Annotated in this window: 10 protein-coding genes; all 10 read left to right on the forward strand. The window is 69.5% G+C overall.

Translation table 11 applies throughout. The features are described from left to right. Nucleotides 1-14 precede the first annotated feature (14 nt). The 10 genes from F0U63_RS09365 (at nt 15) to acnA (ending at nt 16,005) form a co-directional block, all read left to right on the forward strand. Nucleotides 15-1,043 carry a helix-turn-helix transcriptional regulator gene (locus F0U63_RS09365; protein ID WP_395845548.1) on the forward strand — a complete coding sequence of 343 codons (1,029 nt, stop codon included), beginning with the start codon at nt 15-17 and terminating at the stop codon, nt 1,041-1,043. Beyond that, complete coding sequence (locus F0U63_RS09370) at nt 1,040-1,963, forward strand: helix-turn-helix transcriptional regulator (RefSeq protein ID WP_395845549.1); 924 nt, start codon at nt 1,040-1,042, stop codon at nt 1,961-1,963. Before F0U63_RS09365 ends, F0U63_RS09370 begins: the two co-directional genes overlap by 4 nt. Nucleotides 1,964-1,970: 7 nt before the next feature. Next, the gene (locus F0U63_RS09375; protein WP_395845550.1) at nt 1,971-3,593 is read left to right on the forward strand and encodes an FHA domain-containing protein; all 1,623 of its coding nucleotides are present in this window, start codon (nt 1,971-1,973) and stop codon (nt 3,591-3,593) included. Nucleotides 3,594-3,764: 171 nt separating this feature from the next. Continuing rightward, nucleotides 3,765-4,919 carry a phosphatidylserine/phosphatidylglycerophosphate/cardiolipin synthase family protein gene (locus F0U63_RS09380; protein WP_395845551.1) on the forward strand — a complete coding sequence of 385 codons (1,155 nt, stop codon included), beginning with the start codon at nt 3,765-3,767 and terminating at the stop codon, nt 4,917-4,919. 284 nt (nt 4,920-5,203) lie between these two features. Beyond that, nucleotides 5,204-6,010 (forward strand): DUF2381 family protein, encoded by an 807-nt coding sequence (locus F0U63_RS09385; protein WP_395848345.1) that lies wholly within the window; start codon nt 5,204-5,206, stop codon nt 6,008-6,010. Then, the gene (locus tag F0U63_RS09390) at nt 6,007-7,878 is read left to right on the forward strand and encodes a serine/threonine protein kinase (protein ID WP_395845552.1); all 1,872 of its coding nucleotides are present in this window, start codon (nt 6,007-6,009) and stop codon (nt 7,876-7,878) included. The genes F0U63_RS09385 and F0U63_RS09390 overlap by 4 nt, the downstream gene beginning before the upstream one ends. A gap of 162 nt (nt 7,879-8,040) precedes the next feature. Then, nucleotides 8,041-9,165 carry a hypothetical protein gene (locus F0U63_RS09395; protein ID WP_395845553.1) on the forward strand — a complete coding sequence of 375 codons (1,125 nt, stop codon included), beginning with the start codon at nt 8,041-8,043 and terminating at the stop codon, nt 9,163-9,165. A 156-nt stretch (nt 9,166-9,321) separates the two neighbouring features. Continuing rightward, nucleotides 9,322-11,919, forward strand: coding sequence for a DNA ligase D (ligD, locus tag F0U63_RS09400; RefSeq protein WP_395845554.1), 2,598 nt, complete (start codon nt 9,322-9,324; stop codon nt 11,917-11,919). Nucleotides 11,920-12,047: 128 nt separating this feature from the next. Further along, nucleotides 12,048-13,127 carry a cyclic nucleotide-binding domain-containing protein gene (locus tag F0U63_RS09405; protein ID WP_395845555.1) on the forward strand — a complete coding sequence of 360 codons (1,080 nt, stop codon included), beginning with the start codon at nt 12,048-12,050 and terminating at the stop codon, nt 13,125-13,127. Nucleotides 13,128-13,272: 145 nt separating this feature from the next. Further along, nucleotides 13,273-16,005, forward strand: a complete 2,733-nt coding sequence (gene acnA, locus F0U63_RS09410) for an aconitate hydratase AcnA (RefSeq protein WP_395845556.1) — start codon at nt 13,273-13,275, stop codon at nt 16,003-16,005. Nucleotides 16,006-16,136: the final 131 nt, after the last annotated feature.

A 16,136-nucleotide genomic window follows, 5' to 3' on the forward strand; every position in this document is an offset into this window, starting at 1 on the left:
CGAAGACCTTCCGAATGGACCGGACCGAACGTCTCCTTGATCTCGTGGCCCTGTTCCTGGACGCTCGGGAACCCATCTCCTGGGCGGAGCTGCGCGAGCATTTCCCCCAGGACTACCGGGGCACCTCCGACGACGCCGCCGAGCGCAAGTTCGAGCGCGACAAGGCGGAGTTGTTGGAGCTCGGCTTCCCGCTCACCTACATCCAGGGCGACGACGAGCGGAAGGATGGCTACATCGTCGACCGCGACGCCTACTACCTGCCCGAGGTGGACCTCACCAAGGAGGAGCTGGCGGTGCTCTATGCCGCGGGCAGCGCCGCGCTCACCTCCGGGGCCTTTCCCGGCCGGGACGACCTGTCGCATGCCCTGCGCAAGATTGGCTTCTTCGCCGGCGACGCGCTGCCCACGCCCCGGGTGCGCATGGAGCTGGGCGTGGAGCAGGACGGGCCCCGGCTGGCCGCGTACCTGGAGCAGCTCTGGAGCGCGTGCGCCGCGCGCAAGTGGGTCCAGATGACCTACGGCTCGCCCAAGCGGCTCGACCTGTCCGAGCGCCGGGTGGAGCCGTACGGGCTGGCGCTGCGCCGGGGCATCTGGACGCTGGTGGGCTACTGCCACCTGCGCCAGGGCATCCGCACCTTCCACGTGCACCGCATCCGCACCCTCAAGGTGAACACCTCCCGGCCGCGCACCCCGGACTTCGAGGTGCCCGCGAACTTCACCGCGGATGACTACGTGGCCAGCTACCCCTGGCAGCACCGCTTCCATGAGCGCATGGAGGTGCGCCTGCGCCTCACCGGCGAGCTGGCCCCGCGCGCCGCCTCGCTCTTTCCCGGCGCGCACGTCACCCCGGCCCCGGAGGCAACGGGCATGCTCGTGACGCTGCCGGTGACGTTCCTGGATGGCCTGCTGCGCTTCTGCCTCCAGCTCGGCCCGGACTGCCACGTGGAGGCCCCGGACAAGGCGCGCGAGGACGTGGCGGCCATGGCCCGGCGCATCCTGGAAAAACACGGCGAGAAGCCCGCCACCCCCGAGGTGCGGGCATGAGCGTCCACGAGCGTCTGCGCCGCCTGCTGTTCCTCGTGCCCTACGTGTCCTCGCGCCAGGGCATCTCCGTGGAGGAGCTGGCGCGCGCCCTCAACGTCAGCCGGGAGCACCTGCTTGAGGACCTGGATCTGCTCACCTGCGTGGGCCGGCCCCCCTTCAACCCGGACGACTACATCGACATCTACGTCGAGAACGACCGCGTCTACGTGGACCTGGATCAGCGCCTGTCCGCGCCTCCGCGCCTGACGGTGGGCGAGGCCTCGGCCCTGGCCGCCGCGGCGGAGCTGCTGCGTCCGGCGGCCGGCGACACGCTGCGCGGCGCGGTGGAGAAGCTCGAGCGCGTGCTGCCTCCGGGGGCGGGGGCGCGCTTCCGCGAGATGTACCGGAAGATCGACGCCGCGCTGGAGGCCCCCGAGGCCCTGGGGCCGCTCACCCAGGCCATCCACGGCCGCTACGAGGTGACGTTCGACTACGCGGCTCCCGGACGGGGCGCTTCCGAGGCGCGGCGCGTCCGGCCGCTCGAGCTGCTCAGCCACCGCGGCCAGTGGTACCTGCAGGCCTTCTGCCTCACCCGCGAGGACGAGCGGCTCTTCCGGGTGGATCGCATGGGGGCGCTCTCGCTCACCACCACCCTGTTCCAGCCACGCGAGGGCGCCCGGGCCGAGGTGCCCAACCCCGCCCGCCGCGACGCGGATGTCCGGGTCCTCTTCACCCCCTTGGTCGCTCCCTACGTCCGGGAGCGCTTCGGCGAGGACGCCCGCCTGCTCGCGGACGGGAGCGTCGAGGTGCGGGTCGCCGGAGACAACGAGCGCTGGTTGACGCAGTGGGTGCTATCGTTCGGCGGCGAGGCCGAGGTGCTTGAGCCTGCCTCGGCCCGTGCGGCCGTGGCGCGAGCGGCGAAGGCCGCGCTAGGAGTCTGAGGGTTTCATGAGCTTCCAGCTGACGATCGCCGAGGGCAAGGAGGCGGGTAAGGAGTTCGTCTTCGAACAGGACTCCGTCCTCATCGGTCGTGTCGCCGAGTGTGATGTCGTCCTGTACGACGCGGGCATCTCCCGCCGCCACTGCCGCATCTTCTCCGAGGCGGACCAGTACTACGTCGAGGACATGGGCAGCTCCAACGGCACCCGCGTCAATGGCACGCTGGTCCCCGTGAAGGAGAAGCTGGCCCTGGACGAAGGGGCCCAGCTGTCGCTCGGGCCGGTGGTGTTCGTCTTCAAGCCGGTGGTCGAGGATGCCACCTCGCCTGGGGCCGAGGTCACGGTGGATGAGGGCAGCACGCGCATCGTGTCCGTGGAGGCCGTGTCGCGCCAGCGCAACCGGGGCGAGGCCCTGGCACCCGAGGGCGCGGACGCGGAGACCCTCGACGCCGCGCGGCGCAGCTCCACCCGCGCCATGCCGCGCGCGCGCACCGGGGTGCAGCCCGCGCTGCCTCCGGGTGCTCCTCCTCCCCGCCCCGCCCGGGGCGGCGCCGCCTCCGCCGCGGCCCTGGCGCGCGCTCCGGAGTCGGCTCCCGCGGCGCCCCCCTCCCGGCGTCCGGCCTCCTCCTCCAGCGCGGTGGCGCGCTCCACCGGTGCCGCCGGTGCGCCCGCCGGCTCCTCCCTGTCCGCCGCGGAGCGCGCCCGCATCCGGCGCGAGTCCCCGGGCCTGGTGGCCAACATCAAGCTCTTCTGGCTCGATGCGAGCACCAACGTGCGCCGCGGCATCATGGCCCTGGGCGGCGTGCTGGCGCTGGGCCTCGTGGCGCTCGTCTTCTGGCTGGTGCTCGACACCGGGCCTTCCGTGCAGCGCGGCGAGGAGCCGGTGGGTCTGGCCAACAAGCAGATCATCACCGACTCCTTCGGCCTGGGCGAGGGCGTGGACTGGGAGCATACGGACCAGAAGGTCTTCGAGTGGGAGTACACCGCCGCCACTCGCACGCTCGCCATCCTCCACTACCAGGCGCAGGGCATCTCCGAGGGCGAGCTCGTGGTCACGGTCAACGGCGTGGACCTGGGCAAGGTGCCTCCGGACACCCTGGCCAGTCAGGACCGGGTGCTGGAGATCATGATCCCCTGGCAGTTGCTCAAGAAGGGGGAGCTCAACCGCATCACCTTCGACAACACCAAGAATCCGCCTGGGGAGGACCCCTGGCGCATCTGGAACATCTGGCTGGAGCGGGTGCCGCTGCCGGAGATCTCCCCCGAGCAGCTCCTGGAGGAGGCGCGCAAGGCGTACACGCGCGGGCGCAAGAACATGGACAACGTCATGGTGGGCGCGCGCAACGGCTACGAGGGCTGGAAGTCGTTCCGCGAGGCGTGGCTGCTGCTGGAAGCCCACCCCGAGCCCCGTCCGGACCTCTATTACGAGGCGCGTGAGCGCATGAAGGACGCCCAGAAGGAGCTGGACAAGGTGTGCGCCAAGCTCATGCTGGAGGTGGAACGCTACGTCAACCAGAACAAGTGGCAGGAAGCCAACGCCACCCTGGACCACACGCGCGAGTACTTCCCGGACGAGACGGATCAGCTCTGTGCCCAGAAGGCGGAGATGAAGCGCGCGGAAATCAGTCAATGACCCGGTAAGGTTGCCAGATCGCCCTGGCGTTCCCACCCTTGTCCCACCATGCGTGAGCGGGAAGGGGGCAGTGGGGTGGAGGTCAGCAGTGGGGCGCTGGAGGGGCCCGGGCGGATCCCCGCTCGTCCGCCCGCCAACACCCCACGCTGGAACGCAGAGGTTTCCACGGCCTTGCTCGCCCGCTACTACCTGCCCCCCTCGCACTCTCCGTTGAAGGGGAACGCCTGCCAGTTGCTGCGCGACGGCGTGGAGGTCTACCCCTCCATGCTGGAGGCCATCCGCAACGCGCGCCGCTATGTCCACCTCGAGACATACATGTTCTTGTCCGACGCGGTGGGCGAGCTGTTCGGCAAGGCCCTGGCGGAAGCGGCCGAGCGCGGCGTGCACGTGCGGGTGCTGTACGACGCCCTGGGCTCCTGGTCGAGCCGCGGCGACTTCTTCGAGTCCCTGCGTGCGCGGGGCGTGGACATCCGTCCCTTCAAGCCCTTCAGCAGCCTGGGCCGGGGCCTGCGCCACCTGCTGAGGAGGGATCATCGGAAGATCCTCTCGGTGGATGGCGAGGTGGCCTTCATCGGCGGGGTGAACATCGCCGTGCACTGGGCCCCGAAGGGGCAGGGGGGCGACTGCTGGCGCGATGACGTGCTCCGGGTGGAAGGGCCCGCGGTGTACGAGCTGGAGCGCCGCTTCGTGGCCACCTGGCGCATGGCCTTCCAGGACAAGTTCCGCTCCTGGCGCGAGGGCCGCCGCCGGCGCAAGCAGGTGCGCGCGCAGCTCCAGTCCCAGGGCCGGGGCGGCGTGGGCCTGGCGGTGCTCTCCAACCGCCGGAGCATCCACCGCGCCTACCTGCATGCCATCTCCCGCGCCCGCCGCAGCGTGCTGGTGGCGGCCGCCTACTTCGTGCCGGACCGCAAGCTCGTGGCCGCGCTGCGCGACGCCGCCCAGCGGGGCGTGGAGGTGCGCCTGCTGCTCAACGCCCGGGGCGACCACCCGTGGATCATGAACGCCACGCGCTCCTTCTACGAGAAGCTGCTCACCGCGGGCGTGCGCATCTTCGAGTGGGAGCGGTGCGTGCTGCACACCAAGACGGCGGTGGTGGACGGCGTGTGGGGCACCATCGGCTCGTTCAACCTCGAGCGCTTGTCACTCGCCTTCAACCACGAGGCGAACGCCGTCTTCACCGATCCTCGGCTGGGCTTCCAGCTGGAGAGCGCCATTCGCGGCGACTGCCAGGATTGCCGCGAGGTGGACCTGACCGTGTTCCGCCAGCGGCCCCTGTGGCGCAAGGCGCTCGAGCGCGTGCTGTACGCCTTCCGCCGGCTCATCTGAATCCACTCGTCTGTGATGGATTCTGGCTTCACCCCGTCAATCCCAGACGTGGACTCTTCCACCAGGTGATGGGCAGGCCATGGTTCCGCCCGCACGGCGTGTGACAGCGTGCGTCCCTTCCGGACGACGCCCTCTCTTTACCGGAGTTGATTCCAGAAGTCACCTTCTAGCACCTGACCTCGAAAGTCAACGAGTTCTTGCCGGTCGAGCGCCATCCCGAATACCTTGCCCGCCCGCTTTCACGACGAAGGCTTCGCGTGCGCTCCGTTTTCTCGGCTCTCCTCGTGCTTCTTCTACTCGCCTCCGTACCGGTCTTCGCTGGGGACCGGAGCGCCGGACGCATGTCCCGGCAGCGCACCGTGCGGGTCTCCGCCGACGCGAGCGGCGCTCCCCGCGAAGTGCATGTCGCGGGTGGCACTCCCACGCTCGTCTCCCTCGACGAGCGCCTGAGTCCCGAGGGGCCACGGCTTGAGAACGAGCACGGCCACGTCCGGCTCATCGCCGTGGAGGGCTCGTCCTTCCTCATCCTTCCCTCCGAGGATCTTCCCGAGGGTGAGCGGCTCCTGGTCTCCGTTCCCCTGGCGCGGGGAGGGTTGGTCTTCCTCGCGTTGAGTTCCGTCCGCGACGAGGTGGATACCCAGGTCGGGCTCCTGCTCCACCCGCCCGCTCCTGTCGAAGTCGAAGAGGGACCTGGCGACATGGTCCGGCTCCTCAATGCAGCACGTGCGGAGCCCGTCGAGATGGCCCCGCCGGGTCAACGTCTCCTCAACAGTGGAGACACCCTGGTGCGGCTCCGTTCCGTTTTGCGGCTCGGCCACCATGTCTTCGTCTCGTTTCTCCTCTGGGAGCGACTGCCCTCCGCCGACGTGAGCAAGCGCCTCCTGCTGCGCTCCGTCATGGAGGATGGGTCTGTCGTGCCCTTGCCCGTCCTGCGCGTCTCCTCGCGGTCGTCAGCCTCTTACCCTCGACAGTACACCTTCGTGTCGGTCCTCCCGGAGGGGGCCACCCATCTGGAGGTGGTGCTGAGAGGCGAGGGGGCCGCGGAGGGCTCGCTCTCGCTACCCCTGAGCCGGTCGAGGTCGGCACCATGAGCAAGCCCCTTCACCCCAACCAGCTCCGGCCCGGGGACCACGTGCGGGAGTACCGTCTCCTGCGCCGTCTGGGCGTGGGCGGCTTCTCCATGGTCTTCCTGGCGGAGCGCGGGAGCCACTACTACGCCTTGAAGGTGGCGCTGCAACCCGCCTCGGACGCGGACGAGGACCGGGTGGATGGTTGGTTGCGGCGTGAGGCGGTGTCCCTGGAACACCTGGTTCATCCCAACCTGCTGCCCGTGCACGAGTGGGGAAGATGGCCGGAGCCGCGCACGGGCTACTCCTTCTATGTGACGGACTACGTCCCGGGAGTGACCTTCATCGAGTGGTGCCGTCGCGGGCGCGTCACTCCCTTCGAATGGGTGGACGTGCTGTGCGAGGTGCTGCGTCCGCTCGAGGCCATGCACGCGCGCGGCATGTGCCACCGGGACATCAAGGCCGACAACGTGTTGGTGCGTGACGAGGACTCGCGGCCCTTCCTCATCGACTTCGGGGCCGTCCACCTTCCCTGCGCGCCTCCGCTGACCGAGGGGATTGCTCCCGGCACGATGTACTGCCAGCCGCCAGAGGCCATCCGCTTCGTGATGAGTCAGGAGGCCCGGCAGAAGGGCGCTCGTTTCGAGGCCCATCCCTCCGCGGACCTCTACGCCGTGGGCGTCCTCCTGTACGAAGCGCTCACGGGCCATCATCCCTTCGACCCGAAGCTGCCGGTGGACCAACTGCTGGTGGCCATCCTCACCCAGCCGCCCGTGGAGCCCCGGCTGCTCAACCCCGAGGCTCCCGCGTCCTTGTGCTCGCTCGCCATGCGGTTGCTGGCGAAGGAGCCGTCACGACGTCCGCCGAGCGCCAGCGCCGTGCGCGAGGAACTGCAACGGCTCCGGGCGGAAGAGGGGCAGTCGCCCTCGTGGCGGATCCCGGGAAGGGCGTTCTCCGGGCAGGAGTCGGCATTGGTGCGAGAGCGCGCGGTCCGGGGGTCTGCTGGAAGGGCTGGGTCCTCGGCACGAGAGCGGGGACCGCGCCGCTGGATGAAGGTGTTCCTGGTGTTGATGCTCGGGATGGGGTTGCTTGGGTGGGGAGGGTGGCTCCTTCTCCACGCGGGAGGCGGGATCCTCCCTCGTGTGGAGTCCACCGTGCCGGTCTCGCCGAGGCCCGCCGAACAAGGAGTGCAACCCGTGCCAGTCCCTTCGTCCCTTCCGACTCATTTCGCCGCCGACACCTCGGCGGAGGTTCCCTCGCGTGCCTGTGCCCTGTTGCGCGTCCTGCTGGGCACGACCCTGGTCCAGTTCGTGGGTTGTGCCACGGCCCCCACCGTGCGTCCGGATCCCAGTGGCTACCTCAAGCGGTGTCCCCCCGAGGCGATTGAGACTCCCCAGAAGCTGGGATTCCTGCCTGACTACATGTACGACAGCTACATCCAGCCGGGCCCCTCGGTCTCCTCCGTCTCGCGCAGAAAGCCCCTGACCGAAGGAGGGGGGCTCAACGTCAAGCCGGGTCCCATCACGGCCCACATGTATCCCTTTGAGGGTGAGCACTCTCGATACCTGGTCATCGCGGGACAGGCGGTGACCACTCGGATGCGGGTCTATATCGAGTTCGACCGAGTCCAACTTCCGGATGGCTCATGGCTGCCCTTTTGTGGCGCCGCCGTGAGCACCGCGGAGATGGTGTATGGCCTTCTGACGCGAGAGGCTTTTTCGTTTCCAAATGTCCTGGTGGACCCGGCGCTGGTGGACCACGGCCCGGGCAGTGTTGTCCTCAATGATCCGCAGTTCATGGCCGCCGTCGAGCCGCCCAAAGGTGAGCAGCGACGCTTCGACATCGAGCAGGTCGACCCCGAAGCAAAACCCGACATTCATGTCAATGAATAAACAACCATTGCAGTCCCCTTGGGACCAAACGGCTCTCAGTCCATGATCAAACTCCAGTGGCTCCAGCTCAACAAATTCCGAAAGGTGAAACCCGGGACGCGGTTGGCGTTCGATCCCGTCTGTAATGTCCTGTTGGGGCAGAGTGGAACGGGGAAGAGTTCGTTGCTCGATCTCGTCGCGGCCATGTTCAGCGCGGACTTCTCCGACCTGCTGGAGGACGAGTTCGATCTGGAGTACGGCTTCTCCGAGGGGGAGGTGAGGGCGCACTTCGCCATCCGGCATGAGCACCGTCCCTCCTCCGAGGCCGAGCGGGAGGCGCGGTCCGTGTTGTTCGCCCGGGTGGAGATCTCCTTCGGCTCCGTGGCACCGCCGCTCACCTTCGTGGTCGACGAGGCCGCGCGCGTCATCCGCGTGGAGGCGGAGGTGGGCGTGGACGTGCCCCTGTCCGAGGGGCCCCCGGTGGGCACGTGCCTGTGGAGTCACCTGTTCAGCGGACTCTCTGGGTGGATCGACGTGGCGCATCCCCGGCGGGAGCTGCTCGCGCAGGTGGTGCTGGTGCTCTGTCCCGATGCCGAGGCCCGCCGCTTCGACGAGTCCCTGGAGTTCTATTCCCTGCTGCGGCAGCTCGACATCGGCCTGGTGCGTGGCGCGGATGGCCGGGTGCGCATCGAGGGCTCGCCCCTGGGTCAGGTCCTCGCCGAGCGGGTGTCGGAGCTCGCGGGGGAGCGCTGGGATGAGGACCGCTATGTCCTGGACGAGCGTCAGCTTCCCTTCCTGGGCCAGTTGGCCAGCCTGCTGGACTTCGAGACGGCCGCCGCGGTCCTCGAGTTCACCCGGCTGCCCGGGGAGGAGGGTGTGGGGGCGCGCAAGTCCGGACGTCAGGCGTTCCACTTCACCCATCGCGCGGGGTGGACGCTTCCCGACAGGCACCTGAGCTACGGGCAGAAGCGCACCCTGTCCTTCCTGTACTACCTGGACTGTGTCGAGCACGTCGCCATCGCCGACGAGCTCGTCAACGGCCTGCCCCACCCGTGGCTGCCCTACTGCATCGAGGCGCTGAGCCCCCGTCAGGTCTTCCTCACCAGCCCCAACCCCATCCTCCTGGACGCGCTCTCCTTCGAGTCGCCGGAGCAGGTGCGCTCCCAGCTCGTGCTCTGCCGGTGGGAGGACGCCGGGCAGATGCGCTGGGAGAAGCCCCCGCCCGAGCTCGCCGCGGACTTCCTCGCGTCCCATCGCGCGGGCTTCCAGCAGCTCGGGGAGCTGCTCCTGGACAAGGGGCTGGGGTAGGCGGGCGCGAACCCCACCCCCAGGGTGCTCCGCGCCGGGTGACGGTCGAGGTAGGGGAAGCGGGCGGCGGCGCCGCTTTGCCAGTCGGGTAGGGAGTGCCAACCCTTACCTGGTATGGCGACCCCGCGACGTTCGACACCCTCGGCTCGGAAGCGTTTGGGAACCTACGGCGAGAAGCGTGACTTCTCCCTCACCTCGGAGCCCGGCCCCGATGTCGAGGCCTCGCCCTCGCGGGACGCTCCCATCTTCGTGGTGCACAAGCACGACGCCACGCGGCTGCACTATGACCTGCGGCTGGAGATCGACGGGGTGCTGGTGAGCTGGGCCATTCCCAAGGGCCCCAGCTACGATCCGTCCGAGAAGCGGCTCGCGGTGCAGACCGAGGACCACCCCCTGGCCTATGCCACCTTCGAGGGCCGCATCCCCGATGGGGCTTATGGAGCGGGAGACTCGCTGCTGTGGGAGTCGGGCACCTTCGACACGGTGCCTCCCGGGCAGGCCTCCGAGCAGCTCGCGAAGGGGCGGCTGCACGTGCTGCTGCGGGGCACGAAGCTCCAGGGCGAGTGGCACCTCATCCGCACGCGTCCCATGGGCAAGAAGGCCCAATGGCTGTGCTTCAAGGCCAAGGATGGCACCGAGCGCCCCGGCTACGACGTCACCGAGGAGCACCCCGAGTCCGTGAAGTCCGGCGAGCGCGTCACCCACGGCCCCGCACGGCGCACCCGGCGCACCTCCGAGGCCAAACCCGTGCGCGTCTCCCGTCCCACCCGCGCGAAGAAGGCACGGGCCCTCTCTCCCGAGGCGCTGCTGGAGAAGGTGGGCGCGCCCATGCTCGCCACGCTCGCCCAGGTGGAGTCCACCGAGCAGGGCGAGTGGCTCTACGAGGTGAAGTACGATGGGTTCCGCGCGCTCGCCGCGTTTCGCGAGGGCGAGGTCGCGCTGCACTCGCGCGGCGGCAAGGATCTGTCGGCGCGCTTCCCCGAGGTCGTCCGGGCGCTCGGGGCGCTCGGGGGGCACGAGGCGGTGGTGGACGGGGAACTCGTCGCCCTGGACGACGAGGGCCGCTCCCGCTTCCAGCTCCTCGGCAAGGGGGTCGAGGAACGCTACGTCATCTTCGATGTGCTGTGGCTCGATGGGGAGGACCTGCGGCCGTTGCCCCTGGAGGAGCGCCGTGAGCGGCTCGAGCGGTTGCTGGCGCGCGTGAAGGCGCCTCTGCAGATCGCCGAGCGGGTGGAGGGCAGCGCGCGGCAGGCGCTGGCCCTGGCGCGGCGGCGCGGCTGGGAAGGCGTCATGGCCAAGCGCCTGGGGACTCCCTATTCACCGGGCCGCGGCGAGACCTGGCTCAAGCTCAAGGTCCAGGCCAACCAGGAGGTGGCCATCGTGGGCTTCACGCCCATGGCCAACGAGCGGCCCGAGCTGGGGTCGCTCCTGGTGGCGGTGCGCGAGGGGACGGCCTGGCGCTACGCGGGCAAGGTGGGTACGGGGTACACGACGAAGGTGCGGCGGGAGCTGCGCGAGCTGCTGTCGCGCGACGAGGTGAAGAAGCCCCCCGTTCAGGAGGCTCCGCGTGTGCGTGACGCCCTGCATCACGAGGAGGCCATCTGGGTGAAGCCTCGCCATGTGGCCCAGGTGGCGTTCACCGAATGGACCGAGGATGGGCGGTTGCGTCATCCCTCCTTCCAGGGGCTGCGGAGCGACAAGCGCCCCGAGGAGTGTGTCCGGGAGCGGCCCATCGAGCGGCCCGCTCGCCGGGGTCCCCACCGGGAAACGGGGCGCAAGTCCCGCCCGGGAGCGCGCTCCGCGGGCAGATCCGCCGTCTCCCGGAAGGAGGCGCCCCCGGTGAAGCAGGCCGCCGCGGCGAAGAAGAAGGAGCCGGCTCCGGCGAAGAAGGGGGCCAGCGCGGCCCTGGTGGGGCTCACCCACGGGGATCGGGTGCTCTTCCCCGAGCCGGGCTACACCAAGGCGGACGTGTACCGCTACTTCCAGGACGTCGCGCCCCTCATGGTGCCGGCGCTGGCGGGCCGGCCGCTCACACTGCAGCAGTGGCCCCAGGGCGTGAAGGCGCCGGGCTTCTTCCGCCAGGGCGTGGAGCACGTGCCGGAGGGGCTCACCACGGTGCGCATCTCCCACGAGACGCGCGAGCTGTCCCACGTGGTGGTGGACCGGCCCGAGTCCCTGTTGTGGCTCGCCAACCAGTCCGCGCTCACCCTGCACATGTGGTCGAGCCGGGTGCCGCACCTGGAGCAGCCCGACTGGGTGGTGTTCGACCTGGATCCGGGCCCCGGGGGGACCTTCGGGGATTTGATCGAGCTGGCCACCGGGCTGCGGCGCTACCTGGAGCGGCTGGAGCTGGTCAGCGTGCCGAAGACGTCCGGCAAGCGGGGCCTGCACGTGCTGGTGCCCCTGTCCCCGGGCCACACCTACGAGCAGGTGCGCGCGTTCGCCCACGAGACCTTCGCGGCGCTCTCGGAGGAGTACCCGGAGCTGGCGACCACCGAGCGCTCCAAGTCGCGGCGCCAGGGGCGGCTGTACCTGGACGCGGACCAGAACGCCTGGGGCAAGACGGTGGTGGCGCCCTACTCTCCGCGTGCGCTACCGCACGCACCCGTGTCCACACCGCTCGCGTGGTCGGAGGTGACGCGCCGGTTGGAGCCCTCGCGCTTCACGCTGGGCACCCTGCGCAAGCGCCTGGATAAGGTGGGAGATCTGTTCTCCCCGGCCTTGACGGGGCGTCAATCTCTGCCCAATCGCTGATGCCCATCGAGCGCCGGGCGGTTCAGTGCTAGCGTCCGACGCCTGTGAGTATTCGCATCGATGCCTGTGTGGGAGCTCCAGTGGTCCAGGAGCGGGAGTTTGCCACGAGACTCGCTGAACGGGGCCGGGTGGGAGCGGCGCTCGCCGAGATCCGGCGGCTCGAACAGCAGACCTCCGCCCGAGAAGCCGCCGGCGTGTGCGAGGCGCTCGCGAGACACTGGGCCCAGGGCAGCCAGCTGTTGCGCGCCATCGTGGCGTGCAAGGAGTTGATGCGGCTCGATCCGGGGCATAGCCGCACCCAGCTCTTCATCGCCCAGCTCTACGCGCGCTACTCCCCCGTGCCCGTGGAGGCCTCGGGCGAGCTGCTCTCCCAGGAGCTCGAGCTGCTGCCGGACCGGGAGGATCCCGTGGCGGTGCCGCTCTTCTCGATGCTGGGCCAGGAGGCGTTCGTGGCGCTGCTCGAGGCGGTGGAGGTGCGCACGTACATGCCGGGCCTGCCGGTGATTCGCGAGGGGGACCTGGGCGCGTCCATGTTCTTCATGGTGGAGGGCCGCGGGGACGTGATGCGGCTGCTGGAGGGGAGGGGACCGCAGGAGGGGCCGATCGTGGAGGGGGGGGTGTTCGGGGAGATGGCCCTCATCACCGAGGGGCCCCGGCTGTCCTCGGTGATGCCGTCGGTGCCGTCGCTCCTCTTGGAGCTGACGCGGGCGCGCTTCACGGAGCTCGCCCAGCGCTTCCCCCTGGTGGACCGGGTCGTCCGGGCCTTCTGCCGCAAGCGCGCGGCGGACCACCTGCTGCGCACCCACCCGCTCTTCTCGTCCCTGCGCCACGAGCAGCGGCGGCTCTTCTCCCGCGAGTTCCAGCTTCAGCGCGTGGCGGCGGGGGCCACGTTGCTGATCGCCGGGGAGAAGGGGGACGGGCTCTACCTGTTGATGCGGGGCCGGTGCACGCCCTTCCACGTCCACCCGGACGGCAGCGAGATGCCCCTGGCCCTGTTGCGCGAGGGGGATGTCTTCGGGGAGATCTCCCTGCTGCTGGACCAGCCGGTGACGGCCACGGTGCGCGCGGACGTGCCCAGCGTGGTGCTCAAGCTGGGCCGCCCGGCTTTCGAGCGCCTCAGCTCCAGCCAGCCCTCCATGCGGGACATGTTGATGCAGATGGCCAAGGACCGCCTGGAGCGCACGGCCCGTCTGCTCGCGGAAGGTTGAGTCCGCCGGGCGAAGGATCCCTTTGCATGCCGCTGGCGGCGGGCCTAGAAGACGGCAGATTCGCAGCTTCAGATTCGGAATCAGATTCGGATTCCCAGGTTCAGATTCCCGATTCCTCCTGTGGGAAAGAAGGACGGCACCGACAATGACGGACAGCTTCAAGAGCAAGAGCCAGCTCAAGGTGGGCTCGGCTTCCTATGACTTCTACAGTCTCGCCAAGGTGGGCAAGGACCACGCGTCCGTGGCTCGGCTGCCCTTCTCCCTGAAGATCCTGCTCGAGAACCTGCTGCGTAACGAAGATGGCCGCGTGGTCAAGCGCGAGCACGTGGACAAGCTGCTCGCCTGGGATCCCAAGGCCGAGCCCGACACGGAGATCTCCTTCCACCCGGCGCGCGTGCTCCTGCAGGACTTCACCGGCGTGCCCGCGGTGGTGGACATGGCCGCCATGCGCGAGGCGCTCGCGGCCCTGGGTGGAGATCCCACGAAGATCAACCCGCGCAACCCGGCCGACCTGGTCATCGACCACTCCTTCCAGGTGGACGTGTTCGGCACCACGGACGCATTCCGGGCCAACGCGGAGCTGGAGTTCGAGCGCAACCAGGAGCGCTACGCCTTCCTGCGCTGGGGCCAGAACGCCTTCAAGAACTTCCGCGCGGTGCCGCCGGACGTGGGCATCTGCCACCAGGTGAACCTGGAGTACCTGGCCCAGGTGGCCTTCCGTCAGGGCAGCACGGTGTACCCGGACACGCTGGTGGGCACCGACAGCCACACCACGATGATCAACGGCCTGGGCGTGGTGGGCTGGGGCGTGGGCGGCATCGAGGCCGAGGCGGTGCTGCTCGGCCAGCCCATCACCATGCTCATTCCCCAGGTGGTGGGCTTCAAGCTCACGGGCAAGCTGCCCGCGGGCGCCACGGCGACCGACCTGGTGCTCACCGTCACGCAGATGCTGCGCAAGCGCGGCGTGGTGGGCAAGTTCGTCGAGTTCTTCGGCGAGGGCATCACCGGCCTGTCCCTGCCGGACCGCGCCACCATCGCCAACATGGCGCCCGAGTACGGCGCCACCATCGGCTTCTTCCCGGTGGATGAGGAGAGCCTCAACTACCTGCGCTTCACCGGCCGTCCGGCCGAGACGGTGGCGCTCGCCGAGGCCTATTTCAAGGAGCAGGGCCTGTTCCACACGGCCAACAGCCCCGAGCCCCTCTTCACCGACACGCTCACCCTGGACCTGTCCACGGTCGTCCCCAGCCTCGCCGGCCCCAAGCGCCCGCAGGACCGGGTGCCGCTCACGGACATGAAGGCCTCCTACGAGAAGTCGCTCGTGGAGATGCTCGCCGCGGGCAAGAGCAAGGGCGAGGACGACGAGGGCGGCGGCAAGGCCAAGGCTCCCGCGGCCCCGGTGCCCCCCGAGCGTCTGGCGCAGACGGTCACCGTGAAGAACGGCGCCCAGTCCTACGAGATCGGCCACGGCGCGGTCGTCATCGCCTCCATCACCTCGTGCACCAACACCTCCAACCCGGCGGTGCTTCTGGGCGCGGGCCTGCTCGCCAAGAAGGCGGTGGAGCGCGGCATCAACGTGCAGCCCTGGGTGAAGACGAGCCTCGCCCCCGGCAGCCGCGTGGTGACGGACTACCTCAAGGAAGCCGGCCTCATGCCCTACCTGGAGGCGCTCGGCTTCCACGTGGTGGGCTACGGCTGCGCCACCTGCATCGGCAACTCCGGCCCCCTGCCGGATCCCGTGGCCGAGGCCGTCACGGTGGGTGACCTGGTGGTGGCCGCGGTGCTCAGCGGCAACCGCAACTTCGAGGGCCGCATCAACCCGCACGTGCGCATGAACTACCTGGCCTCGCCGCCGCTGGTGGTGGCGTACGCGCTGGCGGGCGTGGTGGGCAAGGACCTGGACAAGGAGCCGCTGGGCACGGACCGCAACGGCAAGCCGGTGTTCCTCAAGGACATCTGGCCCACCAACGAGGAGATCCGCCAGGCCATCGCCACCGCGGTCAAGCCCGAGCAGTTCCGCCACCAGTACTCGCGCGCCATGGAAGGCGACGCGCTCTGGCAGCAGCTCAAGGTGGACGGCGGCAGCACGTTCAAGTGGGACCCCAAGTCCACCTACGTGCGCAAGCCGTCCTTCCTGGAGAACATCCCCGCCGAGCCCAAGCCGCTCGCCGACATCAAGAGCGCGCGCGTGCTGGCGCTGCTGGGTGACTCGGTGACCACGGACCACATCTCGCCCGCGGGCAACATCGCCAAGACGAGCCCCGCGGCCCGCTACCTCATGGAGCAGGGCGTGGAGCCCAAGGACTTCAACTCCTACGGGGCGCGCCGCGGCAACCACGAGGTGATGGTGCGTGGCACCTTCGCCAACATCCGCCTGAAGAACCTGCTCGTGCCGGGCGTGGAGGGGGGCGTCACCGTGCACATCCCCACGTGCGAGCGCATGAGCATCTACGACGCCTCGGTGAAGTACCAGCAGGAGGGCACGCCGCTGGTGGTGCTCGCGGGCGCCGAGTACGGCACGGGCTCCAGCCGTGACTGGGCCGCCAAGGGCACGGCGATGCTCGGCATCAAGGCCGTCATCGCCAAGAGCTTCGAGCGCATCCACCGCTCCAACCTCATCGGCATGGGCGTGCTGCCCCTGCAGTTCGAGGCGGGCCAGGACGCGCAGAGCCTGGGCCTCACCGGCCAGGAGACGTTCGAGATCACCGGCGTGGCCGACGGGCTCGCGCCGCAGAAGAAGCTCACCGTGAAGGCCACGGGCGAGGGCGGCACCAAGGAGTTCACGGCGCTCTGCCGCATCGACACGCCCAACGAGCTGGACTACTACCGCCACGGCGGCATCCTGCTCTACGTCATGCGCCAGCTCGCCAAGAGCTGAGGCTCGCGCGCACATGTGCGTCTGATGACGGCCCGGTGTGCTCCCTCGGGGGGGTGCACCGGGCCGTTCGTCTTCCGGTAGGGGGGCCCTTCCGGGGGGTTCGGAGCGCGTAGTACGCTGACCCGTCAAGT

The organism is Cystobacter fuscus (assembly GCF_044360685.1).
Lineage (GTDB): Bacteria > Myxococcota > Myxococcia > Myxococcales > Myxococcaceae > Cystobacter > Cystobacter fuscus_C.

What these genes read in the sequence shown, in the direction of transcription:
- F0U63_RS09365 (WP_395845548.1), top strand. Translation starts at nt 15, where the DNA reads ATGGACCGGACCGAACGTCTCCTTGATCTCGTGGCCCTGTTCCTGGAC.
- F0U63_RS09370 (WP_395845549.1), top strand. Translation starts at nt 1,040, where the DNA reads ATGAGCGTCCACGAGCGTCTGCGCCGCCTGCTGTTCCTCGTGCCCTAC.
- F0U63_RS09375 (WP_395845550.1), top strand. Translation starts at nt 1,971, where the DNA reads ATGAGCTTCCAGCTGACGATCGCCGAGGGCAAGGAGGCGGGTAAGGAG.
- F0U63_RS09390 (WP_395845552.1), top strand. Translation starts at nt 6,007, where the DNA reads ATGAGCAAGCCCCTTCACCCCAACCAGCTCCGGCCCGGGGACCACGTG.
- acnA (WP_395845556.1), top strand. Translation starts at nt 13,273, where the DNA reads ATGACGGACAGCTTCAAGAGCAAGAGCCAGCTCAAGGTGGGCTCGGCT.